This is a genomic window from Prolixibacter sp. DSM 2831 (assembly GCF_056493735.1).
The window spans coordinates 2555066-2580438 of the sequence record NZ_CM151379.1; the positions used below are offsets into that span (position 1 = coordinate 2555066).

Below are 25373 nucleotides of genomic sequence, written 5' to 3' on the forward strand. Positions count from 1 at the left end.
ATATCAATTAGTTGGAAACAAAAAACAGGAATTCTAATTTAGTGGAAGATTGAGGCACGTCAATCGCGTTCATTCCATTTCAAAAGAATTGAGAACCACGCAGTGACCTCCACTGAAACCGTTCTGCTAATCCATTGATTTCATACGATATAAGGGTTGAGGTTCGAATCCTTTCACCCCGACAACAAAAGATTCATTCTGAATCAAAAGCCTGTTAATCGTATGATTATCAGGCTTTCTTGTTTTTTATCATATCAATTCAAAGCAGAATATTTCAGTTTAAATGAGAACCACGCGGTGACCTCTTCGGGCCAAAATTCTCCCTCTCCTCACTTCTCACTTTCTCCTCAACGCCAGCTATCGGCAGCCTTTTCACTTTAACCTTCTTCTTTGCCTGAACCTTGGCCTTTCTCCCTTTCTCATCTTCCCCACTGTCACAGCCCCAACTTACGTTGAAAATCTTTTAGTAAGGGTATCGACAAACTAAACATGACTCGCCACCGGTCCCAGTCTACCGAAGTATTGTTTTCGCTGCTCTCTACAGGTTCTACGGAAGGGAAGTTCAATGGCCTCGATAATTTTGAATTAGTCCCAGAGTGAGTCAAACCGAGTGACAACGAAAAATCCTTAAGGCTGAGCAAAAAACCGCCTCCTACATGGAAATAATCCGAGTGAATGGCAGTCAATAAAGCAGTGCTACTGTCAACTTCCTTTCTCAAACTGTTGTAATCAGTATAAAAACTGGCAAACGACCTCAGTTTTTCTGACAAGTAAAGTTCGACACCAATTCCAAAGTTAATAATACTCCTCTGCTCATCAGCCAGGTTGGAGGTCATCACTTCACCCGTACTTTGAATAACAAAATCAGCTGGATCCATTATATTGTAGCCGGCTACTTGACTATACCATTCTGCGCCTGCATGCACTGTATTCTTCTTTATCCGGTGTGAAATCCCCACCCCAATAGCCAACGGTGAACTGTAACGAACCTTCAGATCGGTTTGGTCACTATAGCCGAATATATCCGGCTTGTCAGAGAAATGATTCAATCCTGAAGCATAGTTTTCGTAGTTGTATTCTCCTTTTCCACCAATTTTTAAAATCGGAGTTAAAACGGTAAGCCCAATCGTTCCCCTGGTATATCGATATGAAACACCTGCTTTCCATAAAAGTCCGTCGTAGCTAAACTTATAACTATTATTGTAATTATAGCTGGCAGCCTGATTGCTCGTTTCATCTAACGCAGCCATATCCAATATCACACCGCGTTCTGATGTTATATGGGAATAAACACTGGTTACTCCAACACTTAACCGTTCACTAAGTGGGTAGGACCAACTCAGACAGCTCCACGTATTTTTGAGGTTAGTTAAAACATTTAATGATGCATTGAAATAATCGTTTCCCGGGGACAGGGGGAAAATTTCCCCATACAAATTATCTTTTATACCGATTTTGATGTCGGAATTATTCTTAATCAAGACCGCCCATGCAAAAGTGTGTTTTTTTAGAAAAGGAACTCTGAATGTACCAGCCGTAAGGTTAGGTACCCCCCGGAACTCACTGCTGCTGTATCCTTTTTTTCCAACCAGATCCTTTACCTTGAAGGTATTAATCTCATAAACATTGCCGGTGTACACAACAATCTGTTCATCGATTTGAGAGAGCCGGCCAGGATTGTAATAAACAGCTCCTAAGTCATTTACCCCACCAATCACCGAACCACCGAGAAACATGGAACTGGCTCCAAATTGCTGTGTCCAGTGATGCCCGTTTTGTCCATGGCTTGACAAAAATAAGAGGACCAATACTGAAAGAAGAGATAGGCGAGCAAATCCTTTTGTTCTATTCATGACGTCGTTGATATCGATGTTCATGACTAAAATCCCCAATGCCAAAAAGCAGTAAAGTGTCTTTTCTTTACTGCCTGTTATTCTAGTGATTCCCCCTTAATAAAAGGAAAACTGAGTCCCAACTGGAATGTCGATAATTTCGACTTCTCAGCATACGCATTGTCTTTAATTACCGGGGTAAATCCCGGACAATACCGGGCAAATACAATCAGATTGACCTTCGACGTGGATTTCTTCGTCGACAGACGAAGCCAATACCCAACCTCTACCGGAAAACTAAAATCAACTTTATGAAAATAAGGTTTGGCATCAATTTTCATATTGGCTTTCGAATCGTCGTATTCGTATTTCCCTTCACTAAATTGATGGGCAGCAGTTAATAAGCTAATTTGGGGTCCCGCTGCGACAAACAAATCAGGCGTAAGGTTGTGACGAATGAAAACCGGTACATCCATGTAATTCAGCCTAAAACTGCTTTTAGCACCCGTTAATTCGCCGGGAGGTGGAATGATAGGAAGTACACCTCTCATCCCTTTTCCGGAAAGTGGCCGGAATTGTGGATTAAATTCCCAGTTCTGGTTCAATTTCACATGCAATCCCAACCCGAAGTTCAATCCTCCGAGAGTTTTTCCTTGTTCAAGTTGAGACATGTATGACGAATTCACAGCTCCGTCAATGCTCAAATGAACTTCCTCCGTAGCCAGATCATCGCCAAAAAGCAAGAGTAAAATGGCCACCTGGCCGGAACTTACGCCAACCAGTAAAAGGCTAAAAACAAACGTTAGCAATAGTCTGACAAGTGCAGGTTTGGTTTTCAATTTACTATATGTTAGGTTGATAGTTAAATTAATCCGATCCCTCATTTATTCGAGATGCAAAGCAATCATTACTTCTTTCCGGGTAATGTGCATCTTTGTTGATATAAGTTAGGAAGAAATCCCGAATCTTCCACTCCAAACAAAAAAGAGGAAAACATTTGTTGGTCTCTGTTGGGCCTCCTTAATAGCACATTCAATATCCAATAACGACTGGTATACATTCATCCGGATGCGTCCCTACTGTCATTTATGCGATTTCTAAACCCGCCTTTTCCAATCCCTCAATCACTTTGTACACGAGTACTTCTTCTTTCACAAACCGGCTGATCAAATAATGGGCCTTCTCTGCAAAATCGGGCCTTCGCTTCTTCAATTGCTGCAACTCCGTTTGAGCATCAACCGGTCGGTTTAGCTGCCCCAAAACAGCAGCCCGTAACATCGGCCCCCAAAAAAAATGTGGGATATGATATTTTTGAGCTTCTGTCAGTGCCTCTTCATATGCCTCCTTACGATAATAATAAAGAGTCGTGGCTCCGTAAAAGTAATTTGGATATTCTAAATTTGTTTCCATTACTGAATCCAGGAGCTGCTTGCCGCGTTCCCAGTCGCCGTACAAGGACAGATGGAATGCCAGAGACCCCAACCGGATAATACTTCGGGGATTCCTTTTCAACATACGCTCCGCTAAATCGAAAAATCGTTCCTTTTCATCATAAAGAAAATATTTAAACGCGAGTGCATTTTGTACAAGGAAATTGTTGGGTTCAAGTAAATACGCCTGCTCGGCAAGTTCTCCAACAGCTACATATGATTGGTCGGCATTGGGAGAGTCCAGTCCATAAGCCGTACCGTGAAAAGCCGCCAGACAGGCTCGCGCAACTCCGGAAGCCGGGTCATCTTCTACTGCTTTTTCCAGGGCACTCAAAGCTTTTTCTGCTGATTCAGGCGACCGGGATACCAGATAATTATAATACATCAGAATCGCGCTGTAGGTATTTAAATTCTGCGGTTTTTGATCTTTAGTTTCCTGTGTTAGTCGTTGCAAGATAATCCCGTATTCATCCCCAATTTCTGCTGAAATATTCCGGACAATACGCTCCTGCAACTCAATGAAGTTTTCAGCAGTCACCTTCTCTGTATACTTTTCAGACCATACCTGCCGTTCTTCGGACAGATCATACAATTCTACCAGAACATTAATTCGTTCTTTATCTCCATGAATGGCTCCCCGGACCACAAACCTGATCCCTTTTTCCATCAAAGAACGATGGAGCTTGGAGCTGTTTGTCCGGCGTCCGGTAACATTCAAAAAATTAGACACCTGCAAATCTTCATACTTGCTTAATTCGATCATGAGTTCATACGAAAATCCACGGGCAAAATAGGCATTGGAGGAGTCCCCTCCCAGGTCGTCAAACGAGAACACTGCAACCGAGGGTTCTCCGAAGTTCAATTTCTCGCTACCGGCAGCAGCCCCCTTTTTTAAATCCTCTGTCGAAGTAAACTGCGAAACAAAATGGGGAATATAACCTCCTTTGGGAATGTTTATCTGAATCTCGTCATTTTTGCCTGTATGACTGTAGTACAGGTCGAGCATCCGGCGCAGTCTTATGGCATTAATTCTGACCAATGTATCCTGACCAGGATCAAAATCCGAATCCCGGTTAAATACATCCACTCCAATAGAATACGCCTTTATTTCATTCCCTCTTCCGTCCAGGGTTTCGGATACAATATATCTCAGAAACCGGCATAGCACTTCTTTGGTACGAAATTCCGGACTTTGACAGATATTATCTACCACCCGCTCTATTGTATCATTCTCGATGAGGATATCTGGCCTCAGAAAGTTAGGTTGCGTTTCACTGTGTTTCACGGTTTGTCTCTTACATTCTAAAGTAAGTTAAAATAAATTTACTGAAAATAAAACACATACATACATTTTCGCAATGGTAGAAAACGTACAACAACAGCCCCTATTATTGCTTAAGAAGAACTTTCCTGAGTTTGAAGAGCAACTCAGTGCAATATACGGACAGGATCCTCTTTTCAGAGAAATAGCGAATGAGTACTATGAGCTAACGTCGAAAGTCGAAGTAAAAGGTTTTAAGACAGTCAAAGAGATTGATAGCTTTACGGATACTATCAACGAATTGAAAGAAGAGCTTCGTGCTTATCTGAATAATCCACCATCAAACAATTTTACGGATTACGACACATAGTGACCATACCTTCAATTTAAAAACCAGACCATGAAAAAGATTATTCAAACAACCGGATTGCTGCTCATTGCCGTGTTGGCGTTTTTTTCCTGCACTCCCGAATTTAACGCAACAGTAGAAGAGCTGGACCTCGCCATCACCGCATATGACAAAAACCAGGATTTCAGCCAACTATCGACATTTTACCTGGCTGATACGATTGTCTACATCAAGGATGATAAAGTAACCATTCAGAGGGAAAGTAATTCCACAGAACAACACATCCTCGATCAAGTCAGGCAGAATCTGCTCGACCTCGGTTGGCAGGAAGTGAGCGACACCACAGACCAAAATGTGCAGGCTGATGTAGCCATCATGGTTTCAGTACTCGAAGCAGACATTTACTATTACTACTCTTACTGGTGGGACTGGTGGTATTGGTACCCGTGGGACTGGTGGTATCCCGGATACCCCGGATATCCCTGGTATCCTTCTTATCCCGATTATCCCGTCTCCGGATACACGGTCGGATCGGTAATGATCGACATGCTCAATATGAGAGACGTGGTCTTACCCCCGGTTGAAGGTAATCCTTCCGTTAAACCCCCAATCGTATGGAGTGGTATTGTTAACGGTATCCTATCCGGATCGAAGGATAACATACAAAATAGATTGACCAGGCAGATTGAGCAGGTGTTTCTCCAAAGTGAATACCTGTATAAAGTAACGACTGACAAATAGAAATAACCCAAAAAACCTGGAATGATGAAAAAATATTTGATCCTAATACTGGTAAGCCTCGCTCCCCTGGTGATGAGCGCGCAGACAAAAACCGTTGTTAAGTTCAGTTACATGCCTGCAATCAGTCTCGGTAAGACTGCTGACTTTACCAATGGCTTTAGTCCCCGGGGAGGCGATTTTGGTGTAGACATGTTTCTGGATGAAGATATATCCGTTGGATTATCTATCGGTTGGAATGTATTCCGCGAAAAAGTCGTTGGTGAGTCCTTTGAATACAGGGATTACCTGGTGACGGGAACCCAGTTCAGGTACACCAATATTGTTCCTTTGAATATCAAAGCCAACAAGTACTTTGGAAACAATGAGCGAAGACCATTCATCGGACTGGGCATGGGAACATCGTACGCCAGGCAAACCAATGATGCAGGGATATTCTCATTCGTTGATGACCAGTGGCAGTTCAACCTCTCTCCTGAGGCAGGGATACAGACCTTGTTGAGACCAGGACTCATGGGTTCTTTTAAGCTCAAGTACAGTTACAGTTTCGAGGCCAACGGATTCCCTGCCATGTCCTATCTCGGTTTCGGACTGGGAATCGGGTTCCTTTAAGTTATGCCGGCCCTGTTATAGCCGATAATATCACAAAGGAATAAATAACTGACTAAAGCGATATAAAATGAGCAAAAAATATGTCATTACAGCCCTGTTCTGCTTAGTGATCTCATCCATTGCCCTTGCGCAGGATAACGAGGAAAATCTATCCCAGCAAGCCGCCAACCCTCTGGCCGACCTGATAAGTTTTCCCTTACAGAATAATCTGAATATGAATTACGGTGAATTCAACCGCAACACTAACATCCTTAACATCCAGCCGGTTATTCCTTTTGCCAATGGCCGAATCATAACAAGGACAATATTTCCCATTGTAAGAATTCCTGACTATGGAAGTAACAACGGAACACTGGCCTCCGGGTTAAGTGATATCGTATTTACCGCGTTCTATGCACCTGCGGACCAGTCAATCACCTGGGGAGTTGGTCCGGTACTCGAACTACCTACCGGAGGAAAGGAAAGAGGTACGCAAAAATGGAGTGCAGGTCCCTCCTTTGTAGCGCTTATGCAGCCCGAAGACTGGACTTTTGGTTTGCTGATTAACAATACCTGGTCATTTGCCGGCAAGCAGGAAAGAGACAATGTAAATCATATGCTACTCAATCTTTTTCTTGTACGACAATTGGGTGATGGATGGTATGTCAATTCAACTCCAATTATCACCGCCGACTGGAAAGCTGAAAGCGGTAACCGCTGGATCGTGCCCCTGGGCGCCGGAGGAGGTAAACTCATTATGCTGGGAGGTAAACTTCCCCTGAACCTTCAGACTCAGTTGTACTACAATGTAGTGCGCCCTGACTTCGGACCCGAATGGCAATGGCGGGTTCAGGCGCAGTTTTTATTGCCTAAATCAATTTTTTCAAAAAAATAGGACGAAACGATGAAAAGGAAAAGAATGATAAACAAGTTGATTTTTTCAATTCTGGTGATTTCAACAGTAGTAGCCTGCTCTTCTCCCGGTAACAAAGAAAAGGAAAGAATTGCATTGGTAGAACGCTACAACGAAGCGGTTGAAAATCTGGATTATCAGACGATGCACAATTGTCTGGCTGACGACTACCTGGGCATGGGCCCGAACTACGGTGATTCGGTTACAAAAGACGCAGCACTGGAAAACTGGAAATATGTAGCTGAACATATCTACGATAAAATAGACTACCGTAAATCCGTAAATGTAGCCATGACCATTCCTTCCGGTGAAAACCAGGGCGATTGGGTATCCAACTGGGCCGAGTTACACATCCGGTATAAAAGTGGCAGGGAGGTCATCCTCTGGGCAAACAGTGTCTACAAGATCGAGGAAGGAAAGATTGCCAGAAGCCTCACCTTCTATAACGAAATGGATGCCCTTCGCCAACTGGGGTACAGGGTCGTCGAAAATAATTAATGATTTTAAAATACTAACGCTATGAAAAACACACTGACCATATTTTTTGCTCTCGCACTGATTGGGTACGTATATAGTTCAACTGCCCAGGAGCAACCGGCGGCAACCGATACAGGACTTGCCAATGGACTTGGGATGTATGTATTTCCTTCTAAAAATCAGGATCAGAAAACGCAGGACGCTGACGAAATGGAATGCTACAGATGGGCTGTTCAGCAGTCTGGTTTTGACCCGCTGAAACCGGTAAAAGTAGCCCCCGGCCAAGTAGATAAGGGGCCCGATGGATCATCCGTGGGCGGAGCAGCCCGGGGCGCAGCGGCAGGGGCAGCCATTGGGGCAATTGCCGGTGATGCAGGAAAAGGGGCAGCCATAGGAGCTGTGGCCGGAGCCGTACAGGGACGGAGAGCGAAAGTGGTAGGTGATCAGATGAAACAGCAACAGATGAACCAAGCTGCAGCCGTCAAAGAGAAAGAAATGATGGATAACTTCAAAAAAGCATTTTCTGCATGTATGGAGGGAAAGGGCTATACCGTCAAGTGAATCGTCATTGTCGAAAAGAACGGTATCACACAATCCTTAAAAATCTGACATAACAAATGCTCAAACCAATGAATACAAAATCACTTATTCTATTGACGCTTATGCTAGCGGCTTTTTGGCATGTAGAGGCTCAAAATGTACCGGCTACTTTTGATGAAAAAGACTCTGCTTATTTCAGCAAGCCCTACCCTTACATTTTACCAATATGGGGCAGCAAAGCGCATGACGCCAATGTCAGATTGCCTTTCCCAATTGGTATCATGTTTAACACACTAACGGGCAGACAAAACCTGGGCATTCAGAACATGCATCTGGGATTTGGAAATATAACGATGCCAAATCCGCCTGAAATGATTGACCTAAGTGATTTTGTGAAATTTGATGATATTTCCGCCCAAACGGCAACCTTCAACATGAGGATCGATGCATGGCTCCTCCCCTTTCTTAATGTATATGGTATTGTAGGAAAAACAAAAAAAGCCGATATCAACGTTAATCTGATCGAACCTATACCTCTGAATGTAACTACCGAAGTAAGTGGTACCTATATAGGGTATGGAGTAATGACTGCCGGTGCTGTCGGTCCAATATTCGCATCGCTCGATGTCAACCGTACTTACAATTATAATCCGAGACTTGATGCCCCTGCAAAAGTTCTGATTGCCGGTCTTCGCACCGGCCCGGTATTCCGGTTTAGAAAGAATTCACAAATGAATGTTTCCTTTTGGACCGGCGCAATGTACAGCCATTTTAACAGCAATACGTTAGGAACGATCAATGCCAGTGAACTGGCTCCGGACGCACCCGCCAAAATCGATGAGATGATAGGCGATTTGAATAATTGGTATGACGGTTTAACTCCCGCTGATAAACTTAAATACCATCTTCCATATACAAAACTAAACGACGGACTCTCAAATCTAAAAGAGGGGCTTTCGAACGGCTATATCCGTTACTCATTTGATAAAGTAATCGAAAACCCCTGGAATATGCTGGTTGGGGCACAATGGCAGATCAATTACCGATGGCAATTGAGGGCTGAAGCACAGTTCCTGGGCGATCGGACAGCCGGGCTCTTCTCCCTCAATTACCGCTTCGGTATCCCGGGTAAGAACTGGTTTTCAAAATAGCAGATATCACCGAATAAAGCTCATCCTATTCAATTGCCGAAAACATAATTATCTAACAAGAAGGAGACAAAGAAAATGAAATCAAAATTACTACCATTAATGGGGCTTACCATTCCGATGCTCATGACGTCCTATGCTACAGCGCAGGAAAAATCAGCAGAGCAGGGAACAAATGCCATCCCCTACCCAAAGAAGGAATGGAAAGGCGTACAGGGTAAAACCCTCGCCGATTCAAAACCCGATTTCATCGGGCAACCCCAGGCTCCGAAAGGGGCCCCAAATGTACTGGTCATCATGCTGGATGATGCCGGTTATTCAAATGCATCATCCTTCGGAGGTGTCATGCACACCCCCACTTTCGACCGTATAGGAGATGAAGGCATTCGCTATACCCATATGTCTGTAGCGGCAGTTTGTTCTCCAACCCGCGGTTCGCTGTTGACGGGTTACAATATTCACCAGATCGGAACAGGGATCATCTCCGAGTTTGCCACCGGTTATCCGGGATACAATTCGCAGATTGACTACAGTACACCCTCTATTGCAAAAATTTTAACCGACAATGGGTATGCTACAGCCGCCTTCGGTAAATGGCACAATACGCCCATGGAAGAAGCTTCTCCTGCCGGTCCGTTTGAGAGCTGGCCCACCGGCATCTGGGGATTCGAATATTTCTGGGGATTTCTGGGTGGAGAAACCAACCAGTTCCATCCTTTGCTGTACGAAAACACAACAGCCATTGAAACCCCGAAAACCAATGCCGATGGATCAGAGTTTCACCTTTCACAAGGCATGGCAGACCAAGCAATCAAGTGGCTGGATAAATGGAAAGGATTAAGAGATGCTCCGTTCTTTATGTACTACACGCCTGGGGCCGTTCATGCTCCTATCCAGGTACCTAAAGAGTGGCGCGATAAATACAAAGGTCAGTTCGATGACGGATGGCATGTATATAGGACAAAATTGCTGGAGCGTCAGAAAAAACTGGGACTGGTTCCTGAAGATGCCAAGATGGTGGATTGGCCGGATGTCATTCCCAAATGGGATTCTTTCACCGAGGAAGGTAAAGCCTATCTGGCCAGGCAGATGGAAGTGAATGCCGCTTTTATGGAACACGTCGACTATCACATCGGACGGGTCATAGAGCACCTGGAAGAAATGGGTGAACTGGACAATACACTGGTGATTTATCTGACTGCCGACAATGGTTGTACGGCGGAAGGAACCCCAACCGGAACCTTCTCGGAGCTGCTGTTTCAAAACGGATTCCCACCCCTCACCATGGAACAGCAGCTGGAAAAGCTTGAAGAGTTTGGCGGGTTAGAAGCCTGGGGCGGGCCACACATGGCTAACCACTATTCTGTCGCCTGGGCATATGCATCCTCCACACCCTTCCAGTGGACCAAACAGATAGCTTCCCATTTCGGTGGAACCATGTCGGCTACGGCCATACGATACCCGAAAGCAATTGAAGCAAGAGGAGAATGGCGCAGGCAGTTTCAGAATGTAACCGACCTCGTTCCAACCATACTTGAAGTTACAGGTGTTCCGGCACCCGATTATGTGAATGGTCAGAAGAGAATAGCGTATCCGGGAAAATCACTTACCTATGCCTGGAAGGATGCGGATGCCAAAACCAATCATCCCACGCAGTATTTTGAAATGCTGGGTTTCATGGGTTTGTATCATGATGGCTGGACACTTGCAGGAAAACCATATCGCATCCCCTGGTCAACAGACCCCGCAGCAATGGCAAATTTTGATCCCCTGAATACCGAATGGGAGCTGTACAATATTAATGAAGACCCCATACAACAGGTGAATGTAGCCGATCAGTATCCTGAGAAAGTGAAAGAACTGGAAAAGATATTCTGGGAAGAAGCTGAGAAATACAATGTGGCTCCCGTAGGTGGCTCCATGGGCCGCTTGTTGCAACCGGAATCGAATCCGCAACGCGCTGCAAAACGACACTGGGAACTCACTCCCAATGTATACCGTGTGCCTGAATTGGCCGGACCCGAGATCAAATCCACCAATTACGAGATCAATGCCTGGATAACGGCCGATGAAAACACCGAGGGAGTTATCTATGCTGTGGGAGAACACATCGGCGGACAGGCACTGTTTATTATGGATGGTAAACTGCGTTACAGCTATTCCACGCTCGGCCTCTACTGGCAGGATTTCGACGGCGATGTGAAAATACCACATGGTGATGTGAAAATCACCCTGAAACACACCATGAAGGAGCCCAAACTGAACGGTCCCTCCACCGTCGAATTCTTCATCAATGATGAAAAAGTGGGGCAAATGGATATTAAAGCAACAGTTTATGCGGCCTATACGGGTCATGAGACCTTCGATATCGGGCGTGATGAAGGCATGCCGGTAAATGAGGAGTATGCCGACAGGGGAAAATTTGAATTTACCCCGGGACAATTGCACAAAGTGGTATTTGACATCAAGAATCTGGAAGAGGAAGTGGGTGCTTCTGAGTATAATGTGATCGAATAATTTGATGATTCTTCTGAAGGAAAAACCGCGGGGGCTGTGGTCACATTCTTCTGGCCACACCCTTGTCGGTTCTAAAAACTATTTTCTCTGATATAGCGATCACAATGATGTTCAGGCTATACCGACTAACAAAATAAAGGTGGCAACTTAGGGCTGAAGCTCTGCTTAACAGAGTTCCCATTGCAGGCTAGTCCGTGTTAAATCACCATTTTGATACTTGTGGAAAAACGGGTTCGCAAACTAACAAAACAATGTATTACCTACGATTCATTATTTTATCGCTTTTATTTTCGCTTCCGCTAAAAAGCTTCTCGCAGGCAGACTCAACGCTAACCAAAAGGGAGTTGCGCCAGATTAGAAAAAATGAAAAAATCAAATCTGGCAAAATGCTGATTACTCCTTTAGCAGGCCCGGGATATACTCCCGAATTACAACTTACTTTTGGCGGGGGTGGAATTATTAGCTGGCGAAACAGCAAAACAAATATGGAGCTGCCGCGCTCCAGCATGCCTTTTATGCTGGCAATAAGTACAACGGGTGCTATGACATTCAACTTGCGCCCCACGACTTATTGGAACAACGATAAAATTCGAATCAATGGCGATTTTTGGTTTAAGGCCATGCCCGATAATTATTGGGGTATAGGTTATCAGAAAGCCTATAATACCGTAAAATCAGACTCTACCACAAAGTATTTCCGCAACTGGTTCCAGTTGAAAAGCAGCTTCCTGAAAAATATCAAAAAGGATCTTTTTGCCGGCATCTATTTCGATGCCAATTATACGAAAGGTAGTCAGGAAACAGACCTGATTAAAGAGGACGAAAACTTCAGCAAGTATAACGACAAACCATTTAATATCGGATTGGGTCCCGAAATTATTTACGATAGTCGCGATGTACCCGTTAATGCATACAGCGGAACGTACTTAAATGTTGTTGCCTCATTCTATGGAACATACCTGGGAGGTGATAACAATTATCAACAGTACATCATTGACACCAGAAAATATTTTGCCGTCAGCAACATCAGTGGCAGGACAGTCGCCTGTCAGATCAAAGGCCGGTTTACCTTTGGGGAAGTCCCTTATGGTGAGATGTCTCAGCTGGGTACTCCAATGGACTTAAGAGGATATCCGTGGGGAAAGTTCCGGGACAAAAGTATGTTTTATTTTTTAGCTGAATACCGTCACAAATTAATGAAAACCGACGGCACAATGAGCAAAAGTGGAGTTGTGGGATGGATCGGATCGGGAACCGTTTTTGATTTGGAGAAATCCTCGGACTATAACCAACAAGCCCAATGGCTGCCCAACTTCGGGGTTGGGTATCGACTGGAAGTGCAACCCCGTATGAATTTGCGTATTGACGTTGGCATTGGGCGGGAGACTACTGGATTCTACTTCAATTTTAACGAAGCCTTCTAATAAGTATTCAGCCTTAAAACTAAATATCATGAAACGAACAACATGGTTAGCCTTATTATCTGCCGGTTAAATGTCTCCACATCAGCTCAGGATAGATCCAGATACATGGGGACAGATGTCATCCTTGTCAAAGCTCCAAACGGAGCAATAGCTCAGAAAAAAACAAGTTAAATCGTATCAATTAGGTTCAAACAAAATAGTATTTAAAGTATAAACCTTAACAAAACTTACTTATGAAAACTTCATTGTTAATCTTTATTCTGACACTGGTTTTTGGAAACCTGAATGCGCAGTCCTCCAAAGAGGAAGTAGATTTTATGCAGTCTGTCTTCGGCATGGAAAAGAAAGCTCTGGTAGCTGAATTTGTAAAACCCAATGCTGCTCAGCAGGATGCTTTCTGGAAATTATATGATGAATATGAAACAGCCCGGAAAGAGTTGGGAAAGAAAAGAATCGAATTGCTGCTTAAGTATGAAGAAAATTTCGACAACCTGAATAATGATCTTGCTGCCGGGCTTTTGAAGGAAGTGATGGCGCTGACAAAGAAAAACGATAAACTGGTGGCCAGTTATGTTAAAAAAGTTGCCAAAGCTACCGATCCGGTAGTGGCCATGCAGTTCCACCAGATCGAAATGTATATTATGAGTGAGATCAGGCGGGCCCTTTCAGAGGGATTACCTTTTCCGGAATCCGTAAAATAATCAATGCACTGATTTAGCTACGTTGAAGCTGGTCGAACAATGGGAACAGTAACGGTTGCTGAATCACATGCAAATCAGCAGTTTCTAATTGATTTGCAAGCTGCAAAAAAGGAAATTCAACGACCCAAATACTAACTAATATGAAAGCATTTACTAATTCAATAGAGAAAAACGAGGGTAGCCATTCACGCTTAAAAAGGGTGCATTACCTTCAGTTAACCGGCATGTTTTTGTTAACGTTGGGTCTCTTCATCTTCCTGTCAGTTGATATGAAAGCTCAGGTAGTTTCCCCTTTGCAGGGGGGCCATTATTCCCCGGGGTTGAGGAACATGCGTGATATGGCATATCCTCCGTCAGGTTTATTTGTATTGTGGTACAATGGTTATTTCAGCAGTGATACCTACATTGATAAGGATGGTCAGAAATTCAGCGGGCTTGAGCTGAGCCAAATCCTGCCTATTTTGCCTGATGTCGATGTTCATATAGACCTGAATGGCTTTACAAGCATCCCTGCCATTTTTTGGGCCACCGATCTGAAGCTACTGGGAAATGCCCAATACATGGCGGGTGTATCATTTAACTACATTTCGGCCAAATCTTCCGTCATCTCTGAACGGGGCGGAATCGTGATCGACACAACATATACAAGAACGGCAGAAGGCCGGAACTCAGGGTTGAGTGACCTGTTTTTTGCTCCTCTGGGACTTTCCTGGAGCAAAAATCAGCTGGATTTTACCTTCTTATATGGATTTTACGCCCCTACTGGAAAGTACGAAACCGGCTCGACTGATGTTGTTGGACTTGGATTCTGGACCCATCAGTTTCAGGGATATACCTATTTCTATCCGGTGAAAGATAAATCTACAGCCCTGCAACTTGGTATTACCTACGAACTGAACAGTAAAATCAAAGATGCCGATGTAAAGCCCGGAAACCGGTTCTCTCTCGAATGGGGACTAAGCCAGTATTTTAGCGATAGATTCGAAGTGAGCATCATGGGAGGACATAACTGGCAAATCAGCAAAGATAAGGGAGATGATGTGTATTGGGATGCATCTGTGTATGACAGAAAAAGCACGATTGCTTTCAATGCCGGTTACTGGCTTTTGTCTAACCACTTGATGGCTAACGCAAAATACATGAGAGATTTTGGGATTAGGCAACGTTTCCAGAACAATACCTGGATGCTGAATCTTGTTTTTGTTCCCAACATAAAAAAAGGGAAAAATTAACTCAGCCATCCCAAACAGAAGTTGATGAATAAAGTTGGGTAATCTCAAATAAAATAGTCGATAAGGGTTATCGCTGTTCGAAAGCAAATCTTCTTCACAAACCTGAACTACCAGGGAACCGGAGAGCACAAAAAACCACTTATGACCACCAATATCGTTAATGGAGGATCGCTAAATGAAGTTCATCCGGTTGTTGACATACGTGCTCATTGTTCTGCCCTATCTGGCAAGGGGGCAGAAAACTTCGGACAATCAAATCACAAGAGATGGAACCGTTTCCGATACCCTACAGAGGGATTCTCTGACGGTAAGGGAAGTTGCTCCGCTGGATATTCCGCAGGACCGGGGTCTCTTCATTGTCACACCCGACCGGCAAATGCAGATGCGATTGGTCGGCTCCGTGCGTATGTTGGTAGTCTATGACAACCTGGAGATCAACAATAAAAACTCCCTGAACACCTTCGATGTTCCGGTTGGTAGAAGAAATAAATCGCTGCCGAACTTCTATGCAGGCTTGATTCAGACCCGGTTGGGGTTTGAGGTAACTCGCAAAACCAACGCTGGAACTCTGTTTGCCAGACTGGAAACCGACTTCGCGGGTGCATCAGGCTTTCGCATTCGACATGCCTACGGTGAATATAAAAACATGCTAGCAGGTCAAACCTGGAGTTTGTTCTCACAGATCACAGCAAGCCCGGCCACTGTCGATTTCGCAGGTCCAACTGGATCAGTGAGACTCCGAACACCCCAACTCCGCTATTCTTCTCCCGGTCAGCTGGCGGGGCTGAATTTTGCCGTGGCTGTGGAATACATTCTTCCCGACCATTCGCTCCCCGACTCCCTCGCGTTCAAACCACTTCAGTTTTTGCCTGATGTGACTTTCCGGCTCGATAAGAATTTCGCCAAAGGTTACTGGCAGCTTTCAGGAATTATTCCAGTGCTTTCCGGACGTATTGGTCAGGATAACCTGGTAATCAGAACCGGATGGGGACTGGCAACTTCTGCTGGCATCAATACCTGGCCCAACGGAAAATGGTACCTGCAGGCAGTTAGCGGCCGGGCCATCTCCGGTTTGATTTCCGATTTGCGCGGACAAGGTCTTGACATCGTATTGAATGATGAAAATAAAGCCGTGGAACCATTTCTCTTTGGCACATTGGTCGGGTATGAACAACAATGGAATAAAAAGCTTTCAAGCAATCTCATCTTCGCAATGGTACAAACAGAAAAGATGTCGTTTCTACCACCCGAAAACTACCGGAGAGGACAGACCTTCCGCACCAATACGTTCTGGTCGCCGACCGAAGGCGCCAAACTGGGAGCTGAATTCATCTGGGCCAGGAAGCATACGATGGACGGACAACATGGAGATGCTGTCAGGCTTAATGTCCTTTTCTACTATGATTTCTAACTGACTAAAGATTAAGTCAATGCACAACTAATAACACTTAAATCAAATTATCATGAAAAAGTCATTTGTTTCCAAAGCTCTCTGGGCGGCATTACTCTTTCTTGCAGCTGGATGTTCAACCATTTATTATACAGGAGAATGGAAGGACACAGAAAAGCTCAGTGCCAAATCCTTTAACAGGATTTTCATCGCTGCCATGACCGAGAACATCTCTGCCAAACAGACGATTGAAAACGACCTGGCAAAAGCGCTCGAAGCGGAAGGTTTCCAGGTTGACAAAAGCAGCGATTACTACAAACCGAATTTCAACAATCAGAACGCAGGAGATGAAGCCAACATGCTGAAGAAAATCCAGGAGCTCGGTTGCGATGGTATCCTCACGGCTGCACTGGTCGACCAGAAATCAGATACGCGATACGTGCAAGGCAATGTAACATACGCTCCTTTCCCGGCTCACCGCTACTATGGTCGTTACACGCGATATTACACACACATGTATCCGGTCGTTTATGAACCAGGATATTACGACAATGACCATTCCTATTTCTTCGAAAACAATTTCTACGACGCTGATAGCGGCGACATTCTTTTTTCGATGCAAAGCAAAGCGGTTAATCCAACAGACTTGAATAAATTCAGTAAGGAGTATGCCTCTGCACTCATCAAACAATTGAAAAAGAATGGGATAATAAGAAAACGATAAAGTCTTTTTCTCTCGTTCCGGGGAATGTTGATACTCACCTCCTCCCGGCCTGTCTCGAAGAGGAGGTGACATTCTTAACACAGCTAACGGTAATGCAAAAATCCGGTCATGGGCATATCAAAAAAAACATCTTTAAAATTCATCATCGTAGCGGTTGCTTTCGTAACGATAGGTTGCAGTCGCTTCGGCCCTCAAACAATAACAAAGGACCGGTTCAACTACACGACCGTTCTCTCAGACTCGTGGAAAGACCAGATGCTGCTGAATATCGTGAAGATCCGGTATGGAGATGCTCCGATTTTTCTGGATGTTTCATCGGTGATTAATTCATACGAGCTTTCGGGAAGGGCTGGTATTGGCGGCGACGCAGATGTCGTCCCGAATTTTGGGGCCAATGCTTATCTGGACGTGAACGGGACCTATGCCAACCGCCCAACCATCACCTACATCCCTTTGTCGGGCGAGCGTTTCGCCAAGAGTCTGATGTCCCCCATCCCCATATCTCCGGTTCTCAGTTTGATTCAATCCGGATATTCTGCCGATTTGGTATTCCGCATTTTGGTACAATCTGTCAACGGACTTGAAAACCGGTATTCCGGGAAAAATATGGGTAATCCTGAATTTTATCAACTCACAAGGAATCTAAAAGAGATCCAGGGTGCAGGAGCCATCGGATTGAGACTGAAAAAAACGGAAAACGGTGAGGTGTTGACGTTCGTTTTTAAAAATGTAGAGACCGAAGAAATAAAGAATAAAATCCGGGATATAAAGACGCTTCTCGGTCTCAATCAGCACGAAAATGAATTGAGGATAATTTACGGCGTTTTACAGCCCGATGATAAAACCATCACCATCCTAAGTCGATCCATGTTGCAGGTACTGAACGAATTGGCGTATTACATGGAAGTTCCTGAAAAAGATGTTGAAGATAACAGGGTAAATCCTAGCTACGGGAATTTAGTCGTGGAAGGTGAACCCGTTCCTCCGCTGATAAGAATTTACAATGCAGAGTTGCATCCCGAAGACGCGTTTGTTGCCGTTCCCTACAACCGTAGCTGGTTTTGGATTGACAACAAAGACCTTCATTCGAAACAGGTCTTTTCCTTCCTGATGTTCACTTTTACACTGGTTGAAACCGGAAATACGGAAGGAAAACCGCTCGTTACCGTACCTGTAAGATGATAAAGATGAATACGATGAAAAAAAATATTGCCCTGTTCATGATTCTCGTTGGAAGTTTTTCCTTCCACGCGCAATCACAAAACGATTCCAATAAAAATTTCAATTGTGCCGCCATCCCGGTGTTCAACTACAGTAACAACATAGGCGCTTCGTTTGGTGTGATGGCCAATGCCTATTACAAGCTTAGTGTCAACGATTCCCTCTCCCCTTCTTCATCCACCGGAATTTTTGGGATGTATACAACAAACCAAACCTCTTTTCTGGCAGCATTTCAAAGGCTGTACCTGAACGAGGATGCCTGGCGGATGATGCTGGCTTTCGGTACCGGAAATATCAATTCCCAGTACTGGCAGGAATTCCCCATTGGAGGTGGCGATTTTATTGGGTTTGGTACACGGGCTCAGTTTGCCATGGGGCAGGTCGAACACAAAGTGTTCAACAATTTGTATGTCGGTATCAATGCCACTTTTATTCAGTCCAAAACAACATTTAATTTTCCCGACTTTTTTCCTGATTCACTGAAGTACGATAAAAGAAACATGAATAACCTGGGGTTTCAGGTAAATTACGACAAACGCGACCACCAAATTAATCCCTACAAAGGATTCAATATTAAACTAAAAGGTAACTTCTTCCGGGAATGGATGAAAAGTGATAATGACTTCAACAAGCTCCGGTTTACTTATAATCAATACTTCACCCTGAAAAACGAAAAGAATATTCTGGCAACACGTTTTAACGCTGTCATTTCAACAGGAGACGTCCCTTTCCAGGGACAGAACGTCGTTGGGCAGGATGATATTCGAGGCTATTCATCGGGGCGCTACCGGAATGACCAGGTATACGCAGCACAAGCCGAATACAGATGGCGCTTCCACGACAAACTCGGCATGGTCGGTTTCATCGGAGTTGCTTCTGCAGTAAAGCATTTCGATGACATTTTTAAGAGCGAACTACTGCCAGGTGCCGGCGCAGGCTTCCGCTACTTAATGATTCCAAAAGAACGAATTAATATTGGAGTCGATTTTGCCAAAGGAAAAGGCGATTGGGGTCTGTATTTCCGAATCGGCGAAGCCTTTGGAAGATGATTTTCATGCGTCTCGAACGCTGTATAAACGAAACTAAAATGACTGGTATTTATTATATGAACTGATATTTGATGCCAGCTGACGATTACTGACTGTCACTATCAACAGTCTGATATAGTAGTATGCTGATATTTATTCTGAAAATCTATACCATAATCTACTAACCAATGATGAAAAAACAATGGCTTTTTATTTGCCTCATCCTGATGGCAATTAGCTCTGCGAAAGCACAGGAGCTCCAACTTTCTCCATTTATCGGGTATACCTTTGCCGATAAATTCAAGATTAACAGAGGAAGTGCTAAAATAGGTGACGGTTTTACCTATGGGGCAAGTCTTACCTACATCGTCAACAAAAAGACAAACCTCGAATTAACCTATAGTCGCGAGGATTGCAATGCTTGGGCATATTCCGAATATCACGGTATCGATGTGCGAGGTCCGTTAAGTGTAAACTATATCTTTTTCGGGAGCAGCGAATTACTTCAGTTAAATGAAGACTTGAGTCTGTTTATCGGTCCCAATGTTGGCTTGGGTATCTACTCCGGTAAAGATAATGACCTGGGTTCAACCACTCAATTTGCAGTAGGTCTGTCTGGTGGCATGAAATACATGTTTTCCGACAAAATAGGTTTTCGCTTGCAATCGCACTTAAACATGCCGATTACCAACCTGGATGCCGGATTGTGGTGGAATATAGGAAGTGGCCCTTCTGCCGGTTTAACCAGTCATATTCCGTTTCTCCAGTTCGGCTTTACCGGAGGTCTGGTTTTAAGATTGAACTAAAGTACTTCAAATGAAAATAAAAAAATGATTTATTACCCGGTGCCGGATTCCTTTTTCATTATACTGCAAGACCGCAACGGATGTTATTTTGGTCACACTTTTTGTGTGGCCACCGCCACCAGCTTTGTTAAAGAATTGAGAACCACACAGTGCCCCTACCGAAACCGTTCTATGAAGCCGCAGATTACAGTCGACATACAGCACTTAATTCAAATCTTGTCACCTCGACAACAAGAGCCAGTTTGTATTTTACAAGCTGGCTTTTTTATTTCTGCTCAGTAACCATTTTCGAAAAAGATCGAATACTACAATCTTCAGTGCACACCTTCGGGGAAGGTTTATTTGCCTGATTGGAACGTCAATTTTGTCGATTTTTTTTAATCGGCTGTTTATCACTATTTTTTTAAGAGCAAAACTTAAACGCATAAAATATTGATTTTTAGCGACATATTGATTAACTTCCTTCCTGCTCCAACTTTATTGAACGGAATGTATGGACAGTCATTACCATGATATGAACCAATTATTCCTTCAACGACTGACAGAAATTACCGAAGAGAACCTGACAAACGAGCATTTTAATGTCGACGACCTTGCCAGCGCTGTGAATATGAGTCATACCAAACTCTATCGAAAACTGAAATCCTTATCCCATCAAACGATTAGCCAATTCATTCGCGAAATCAGATTGCGAAAAGCACAGGAGATATTATTAAATGAAGACGTCACTGCATCAGAAATTGCTTACCGGACAGGATTTGGAAGTCCTACCTATTTCAATAAGTGTTTCCACGAATATTATGGCTATTCTCCTCTCGAATTCAAGAAGCGTGAGATACAAAAAAGATACGGCTTTGTTTCTTTTTTATCCCGAAAACTGAAAAGCAAAATACACTATTTTCTAATTATCATAGCTTTGGCAATAATAGCTGCCCTTTTCTTTTTTGCTTTAATAAATCACGATAATTCCGATCCGGAAAAGAGCCATTCTCATAACAAAGGAATCATTTCATCCAAAGGTTTTATTAGATATCCCGAAGCAAATACGACCTGCCTAATTCGTTAAATTTTTGAACGATTATCACAATAGATGCACATAATTGGCCATGTTCAGCCCGTTATTTGCTATTCCCAACCTCTATTCCTGTCGGACATTTGTATAGTCTAATTACTCCACTTTAGTATTCACCAAAACTCTGCTATCATGAAAAAGATTCTGCTACTATTTATGTGCCTGCTCGCTTCGGCTTTGGTATACAGTCAACACGAGAAAGGCCATACAGAACTGGAACAAGTGGAAGTATCTCCACCTGAATTCACTGGCATAAAAGGTTCTACAAATCTTTTAAATGGCGAAACATCCCACCCAACACTGTTAAGCGAATACATATTGAACCATGTTAAGTACCCGGAAACCGATATTGAACGCAACCGGGAGGGAAAAGAGATTATACAGTTTGTTGTTCAACCCGACGGTACATTAACTGATTTTACTGTAGTTAATAGTGTTTCAAAGACTATTGATGAGGAAGTTGTTAATGCTTTGAAAACCACAGAAGGAATGTGGAAACCTGGCTTTAACAATGAAAAACTGGTACCGATGGAAAAAGAATTTAGTATGGTTTTCAAGCTCGCGACCACACGCGACTTAACCGCTCAAGCTACTACACAGTATAAAAGGGGGAATAAATTATTATTGTTAAAGTATAAACCGAAAAGAGCTCTTCGTCACTTCGAACAAGGATTGGTATATGTGCCAAAAAGCAAGCCATTACTTTTTATGCACGGCTTTGCGCAGTACCAGCTCGGTGAAAAAGACGCCGCCTGCCGGGACTGGAACCGGGTTAAAGAACTGGGTGGCATCGACGCCGACGGATGGCTGGATAACCTCTGCCAAATGAAGGGGTATGCCGAAATGCAAGAAATTATGAATGAATAAATTGAGCAACAACATGAGAGAATCCGGTTTTAAACAACAGGCACGGGAAGAGGAGTCGCCATTATTTGTCGGCTCCTCTTTGTCTGTTATTTCAATATCGTACTAAACTGTTGCTTAGGCTACAAAACAGTTAACCAACCTTTTCAACTCTCAGCTTTTCGCAAACCGGATGAGTCAATGTTTCTGCCGGATGATTCGCATAGCTAACCACCATGCTACCGTCGTAGGCTTCAATCGAGACAATTTTCATTTCCACGCCCAACGACAAATCGCGATTATTCAGGTATTTCAAAAAATCAGAAGCGGAATGGGCCAGTGCTATTAACCGGACTTTCTCTCCAGGCTCGCAATTGCTGAGCTGCTCATAAACCTCCTCGGCAATATGCCCGTCCTTGTCTGGAATCGGAGAGCCATGGGGATCGATGGTTGGATGCCCCATCAATTTATCCATTCGGTCGAAAAAAATGGGTGAGTTAATATGCTCTATTTGCTCCGCAATTTCATGGACTTCTTCCCAGCCAAATCCCATTTCATTTACCAGAAACATTTCCGTCAGCCGATGCTTACGCAGAACCAGAGCCGCTTCTCTCCTTCCCTTTTCCGTCAGCGAAAGCGGCTTGTATTTCTCATAGTTCACCAGCTCCTGCTTCTTCAGATTCTTTATCATGCTGTTGGCTGTAGGAAGACTCACCTTCAGCAATTTACTCAGGTCAGAAATCGTTGCCATTCCTCGTTCTGTAACGAGTATAAACAAAGCTTTCAGATAATTCTCTTCGGTTACGGACGCCATAGTTCTTCAATATTCGAAACAAAAGTAATAAAAAGATTAAAATAATTTTGTTAGAACAATCTAACTCTATACTTTTGTCTCCCAAATAATATGTAATTGCACCAACCAATATATGAGAACAGAATCACTAAGTGAAGTACATTCAACGGTTAAAACCGATAAGAAAGGGTGGAGAAAAATTTTAGCGTTCATCGGGCCTGCTTACCTGGTTAGCGTGGGTTATATGGACCCGGGAAACTGGGCTACCGATATTGCCGGAGGTTCGGAATTTGGCTACAAACTGATTTGGGTTCTGCTGATGTCGAACTTAATTGCCCTCCTTTTGCAATCGCTTAGCGCCCGTCTGGGAGTTGTCAGGGGAATGGATTTGGCACAGGCTTCCAAAAATGCGTACCCCAAATGGGCCAATATTCCGCTATATATACTTGCCGAAATTGCCATCGCTGCCTGCGACCTGGCGGAGATTGTCGGGATGGCCATTGGTCTTAATCTGCTCTTCGGACTGCCACTGATTTGGGGCGTCGGTCTGACAGCCCTCGATACCGTGCTGCTGCTCTTTTTGATGAATAAAGGTATGCGAACCATGGAAGCATTTATCGTTGCGCTGGTTTCTGTCATAGGACTCTCATTTTTGGTTGAAATGTTTATCGTTTCCCCGGTATACGGCGATGTAATGAAAGGCTTCGTTCCTTCCAAACTAAGTGGTGACGCGCTGTACATCGCTATTGGAATTATCGGAGCGACTGTGATGCCGCACAATTTGTATCTGCACTCATCGTTGGTGCAAACCCGGCAAATCGACCGGTCGAAAAAGGGATTGAAAGCAGCCTTAAAATTCAACTTCGTCGACTCAGCGATTGCTCTCAATATGGCGTTTCTGGTTAACTCGGCGATATTGGTTTTGGCAGCGGCGGCGTTTTACGTCAATGGTTATTTCCACATTGCTGAAATACAGGATGCCTCTAAATTATTGGACCATCTGTTTGGAAAAACAGCTCCCACCTTTTTCGGTATCGCACTGATAGCAGCCGGACAGAGTTCCACCATTACCGGCACACTGGCCGGGCAGATTGTGATGGAAGGGCACCTGAATCTCCGGATTCAGCCCTGGTTACGAAGGTTGATCACCCGCTTACTGGCGATTATACCTGCACTTTTCACCATTATTTATTTCGGAGGCGATGCGCTGGGAAGCCTTCTGATATTAAGCCAGGTTGTGTTGAGTCTTCAATTGGGATTTGCTGTGATTCCGCTCATCCATTTCACCTCCGACAGGAAAACAATGAAGGAGTTCACCATCAAGTTGTGGGTTAAAGTTCTGGCTTGGATAAGTGCGGCAGTGATCGTTTACCTGAACATCAAAATGGTCATCGACGAGATTGCTAAATGGGTTGCCAATTCCGGAAACGATAAAATATACATTTATTTGATTGTAGTCCCATTGGCAGTTGCAGTTCTGGCTCTGTTGATTTTTATCTTCGTCTACCCGTTCTTTACCTCTTCCAAGAAAAAGAAGAAACAGTGGCCACATGGCAAAGCCGAAGTATTTAAACTGACGGAGCCCGTCAAATATCAGCACATCGGTATAGCCATCGATTTTTCCGGTAATGAGCAAAAGATTATCCAGAATGCATTGTCGCAAGGGGGAAAATCAGCATCCTACACGCTTCTTCACGTAGTGGAGAGTGCTGCGGCCCGTTACCATGGAGATAAGTCGATGGACTATGAAACACAGCTGGATGCTGCCAATTTGGAAGCCTACCAGAAGAGCCTGGAAGAGCTGGGCTACAGCGCCGATTCACAAATCGGGTTTGGTGACCCGGCATCGGAGATCAGCAAACTAATCACCAAAAACAATATCGATTTTCTGGTGGTAGGTTCACACGGACACAAAAGAGTAAAAGACATGGTGTATGGTACCACCGTTGATTCCCTAAGGCATACAATTCAGATTCCTTTACTAATCGTTACTTAAGCCGAAAAGAAACGTATTTAAAAACTACCCTACCGGAAAGAACTGTCTTATATCTGCTTGAAAACAGGAGATGATTTCAGTCTAAAAGGCTCTTCAACAGCAGTCTATTTTGCCAGACTCTCATTCCGTTTGTAAGAAAAAAAACGGGTAATATTTCAGCAAAAGATTAAAATTTTTCCAAATATTCGAAAAAATGTTGTCTCTGAAACTAATACAATCTTATGTTTCGGAGGCATCGTTTTTATTAGACCTTCAGGGATTTTGAAAGAATATTTCAGGTGGCTGTTCATCACTAATTTGCTTTAAAATTGCTATTAGGTTCGAAATACCGGAATTTAGGTGTTGTT

General features: G+C 43.8%; 23 protein-coding genes. 19 read left to right on the forward strand and 4 right to left on the reverse strand.

The annotated features are described in order from the left end of the window. Window positions 1-434: 434 nt before the first annotated feature. From AC060N_RS10400 to AC060N_RS10410, 3 genes are all read right to left on the reverse strand, one after another. Window positions 435-1853, reverse strand: coding sequence for a hypothetical protein (locus AC060N_RS10400; protein WP_479523734.1), 1419 nt, complete (start codon window positions 1851-1853; stop codon window positions 435-437). Window positions 1854-1930: 77 nt separating this feature from the next. Next, complete coding sequence (locus AC060N_RS10405) at window positions 1931-2671, reverse strand: outer membrane beta-barrel protein (RefSeq protein ID WP_479523735.1); 741 nt, start codon at window positions 2669-2671, stop codon at window positions 1931-1933. Window positions 2672-2918: 247 nt separating this feature from the next. After that, window positions 2919-4547 carry a hypothetical protein gene (locus AC060N_RS10410; protein WP_479523736.1) on the reverse strand — a complete coding sequence of 543 codons (1629 nt, stop codon included), beginning with the start codon at window positions 4545-4547 and terminating at the stop codon, window positions 2919-2921. A gap of 106 nt (window positions 4548-4653) precedes the next feature. Here AC060N_RS10410 and AC060N_RS10415 point away from each other — a divergent pair, with 106 nt between their 5' ends. The 18 genes from AC060N_RS10415 to AC060N_RS10500 all read left to right on the forward strand — a co-directional run bounded on the left by AC060N_RS10415 (window position 4654) and on the right by AC060N_RS10500 (window position 22261). Beyond that, on the forward strand, window positions 4654-4893 hold the full coding sequence (locus tag AC060N_RS10415; RefSeq protein ID WP_479523738.1) for a hypothetical protein: 240 nt from the start codon (window positions 4654-4656) through the stop codon (window positions 4891-4893). Between the two features lie 30 nt (window positions 4894-4923). Next, a complete protein-coding gene (locus AC060N_RS10420; protein ID WP_479523739.1) occupies window positions 4924-5613 on the forward strand; it encodes a DUF4136 domain-containing protein in 690 nt (229 codons plus the stop codon). Between the two features lie 21 nt (window positions 5614-5634). Next, a complete protein-coding gene (locus AC060N_RS10425) occupies window positions 5635-6222 on the forward strand; it encodes a hypothetical protein (protein WP_479523740.1) in 588 nt (195 codons plus the stop codon). 67 nt (window positions 6223-6289) lie between these two features. Further along, complete coding sequence (locus AC060N_RS10430) at window positions 6290-7096, forward strand: hypothetical protein (RefSeq protein WP_479523741.1); 807 nt, start codon at window positions 6290-6292, stop codon at window positions 7094-7096. Window positions 7097-7105: 9 nt separating this feature from the next. Next, on the forward strand, window positions 7106-7612 hold the full coding sequence (locus tag AC060N_RS10435; RefSeq protein WP_479523742.1) for a nuclear transport factor 2 family protein: 507 nt from the start codon (window positions 7106-7108) through the stop codon (window positions 7610-7612). Between the two features lie 21 nt (window positions 7613-7633). Then, complete coding sequence (locus AC060N_RS10440) at window positions 7634-8152, forward strand: glycine zipper domain-containing protein (RefSeq protein ID WP_479523743.1); 519 nt, start codon at window positions 7634-7636, stop codon at window positions 8150-8152. A gap of 68 nt (window positions 8153-8220) precedes the next feature. Continuing rightward, entirely contained in the window at window positions 8221-9282 is a 1062-nt protein-coding gene (locus tag AC060N_RS10445) for a hypothetical protein (protein ID WP_479523744.1), read from the forward strand. A 99-nt stretch (window positions 9283-9381) separates the two neighbouring features. After that, window positions 9382-11796, forward strand: coding sequence for an arylsulfatase (locus AC060N_RS10450; protein ID WP_479523745.1), 2415 nt, complete (start codon window positions 9382-9384; stop codon window positions 11794-11796). Between the two features lie 251 nt (window positions 11797-12047). Further along, a complete protein-coding gene (locus AC060N_RS10455) occupies window positions 12048-13220 on the forward strand; it encodes a BamA/TamA family outer membrane protein (protein ID WP_479523746.1) in 1173 nt (390 codons plus the stop codon). A 233-nt stretch (window positions 13221-13453) separates the two neighbouring features. Further along, on the forward strand, window positions 13454-13921 hold the full coding sequence (locus tag AC060N_RS10460) for a hypothetical protein (protein ID WP_479523747.1): 468 nt from the start codon (window positions 13454-13456) through the stop codon (window positions 13919-13921). A gap of 140 nt (window positions 13922-14061) precedes the next feature. Then, the gene (locus AC060N_RS10465; protein ID WP_479523748.1) at window positions 14062-15153 is read left to right on the forward strand and encodes a SphA family protein; all 1092 of its coding nucleotides are present in this window, start codon (window positions 14062-14064) and stop codon (window positions 15151-15153) included. 175 nt (window positions 15154-15328) lie between these two features. Continuing rightward, a complete protein-coding gene (locus AC060N_RS10470) occupies window positions 15329-16564 on the forward strand; it encodes a DcaP family trimeric outer membrane transporter (protein ID WP_479523749.1) in 1236 nt (411 codons plus the stop codon). A gap of 52 nt (window positions 16565-16616) precedes the next feature. Further along, a complete protein-coding gene (locus tag AC060N_RS10475; RefSeq protein ID WP_479523750.1) occupies window positions 16617-17267 on the forward strand; it encodes a hypothetical protein in 651 nt (216 codons plus the stop codon). Between the two features lie 108 nt (window positions 17268-17375). Further along, on the forward strand, window positions 17376-18449 hold the full coding sequence (locus tag AC060N_RS10480) for a hypothetical protein (protein ID WP_479523751.1): 1074 nt from the start codon (window positions 17376-17378) through the stop codon (window positions 18447-18449). Window positions 18450-18463: 14 nt separating this feature from the next. After that, window positions 18464-19537, forward strand: a complete 1074-nt coding sequence (locus AC060N_RS10485) for a BamA/TamA family outer membrane protein (RefSeq protein ID WP_479523752.1) — start codon at window positions 18464-18466, stop codon at window positions 19535-19537. A gap of 167 nt (window positions 19538-19704) precedes the next feature. Continuing rightward, window positions 19705-20322, forward strand: a complete 618-nt coding sequence (locus AC060N_RS10490; protein ID WP_479523753.1) for a hypothetical protein — start codon at window positions 19705-19707, stop codon at window positions 20320-20322. Window positions 20323-20815: 493 nt separating this feature from the next. After that, window positions 20816-21388, forward strand: coding sequence for a helix-turn-helix domain-containing protein (locus AC060N_RS10495; RefSeq protein WP_479523754.1), 573 nt, complete (start codon window positions 20816-20818; stop codon window positions 21386-21388). A 138-nt stretch (window positions 21389-21526) separates the two neighbouring features. Further along, a complete protein-coding gene (locus AC060N_RS10500; protein WP_479523755.1) occupies window positions 21527-22261 on the forward strand; it encodes an energy transducer TonB in 735 nt (244 codons plus the stop codon). Window positions 22262-22391: 130 nt separating this feature from the next. On the opposite strand, the gene AC060N_RS10505 is transcribed toward AC060N_RS10500, so the two are convergent. After that, window positions 22392-23051: a metal-dependent transcriptional regulator gene (locus tag AC060N_RS10505; RefSeq protein WP_479523756.1), complete on the reverse strand. Its 660-nt coding sequence runs from the start codon at window positions 23049-23051 to the stop codon at window positions 22392-22394. A 112-nt stretch (window positions 23052-23163) separates the two neighbouring features. Here AC060N_RS10505 and AC060N_RS10510 point away from each other — a divergent pair, with 112 nt between their 5' ends. Then, window positions 23164-25026: an Nramp family divalent metal transporter gene (locus AC060N_RS10510; protein WP_479523757.1), complete on the forward strand. Its 1863-nt coding sequence runs from the start codon at window positions 23164-23166 to the stop codon at window positions 25024-25026. Window positions 25027-25373 lie beyond the last annotated feature (347 nt).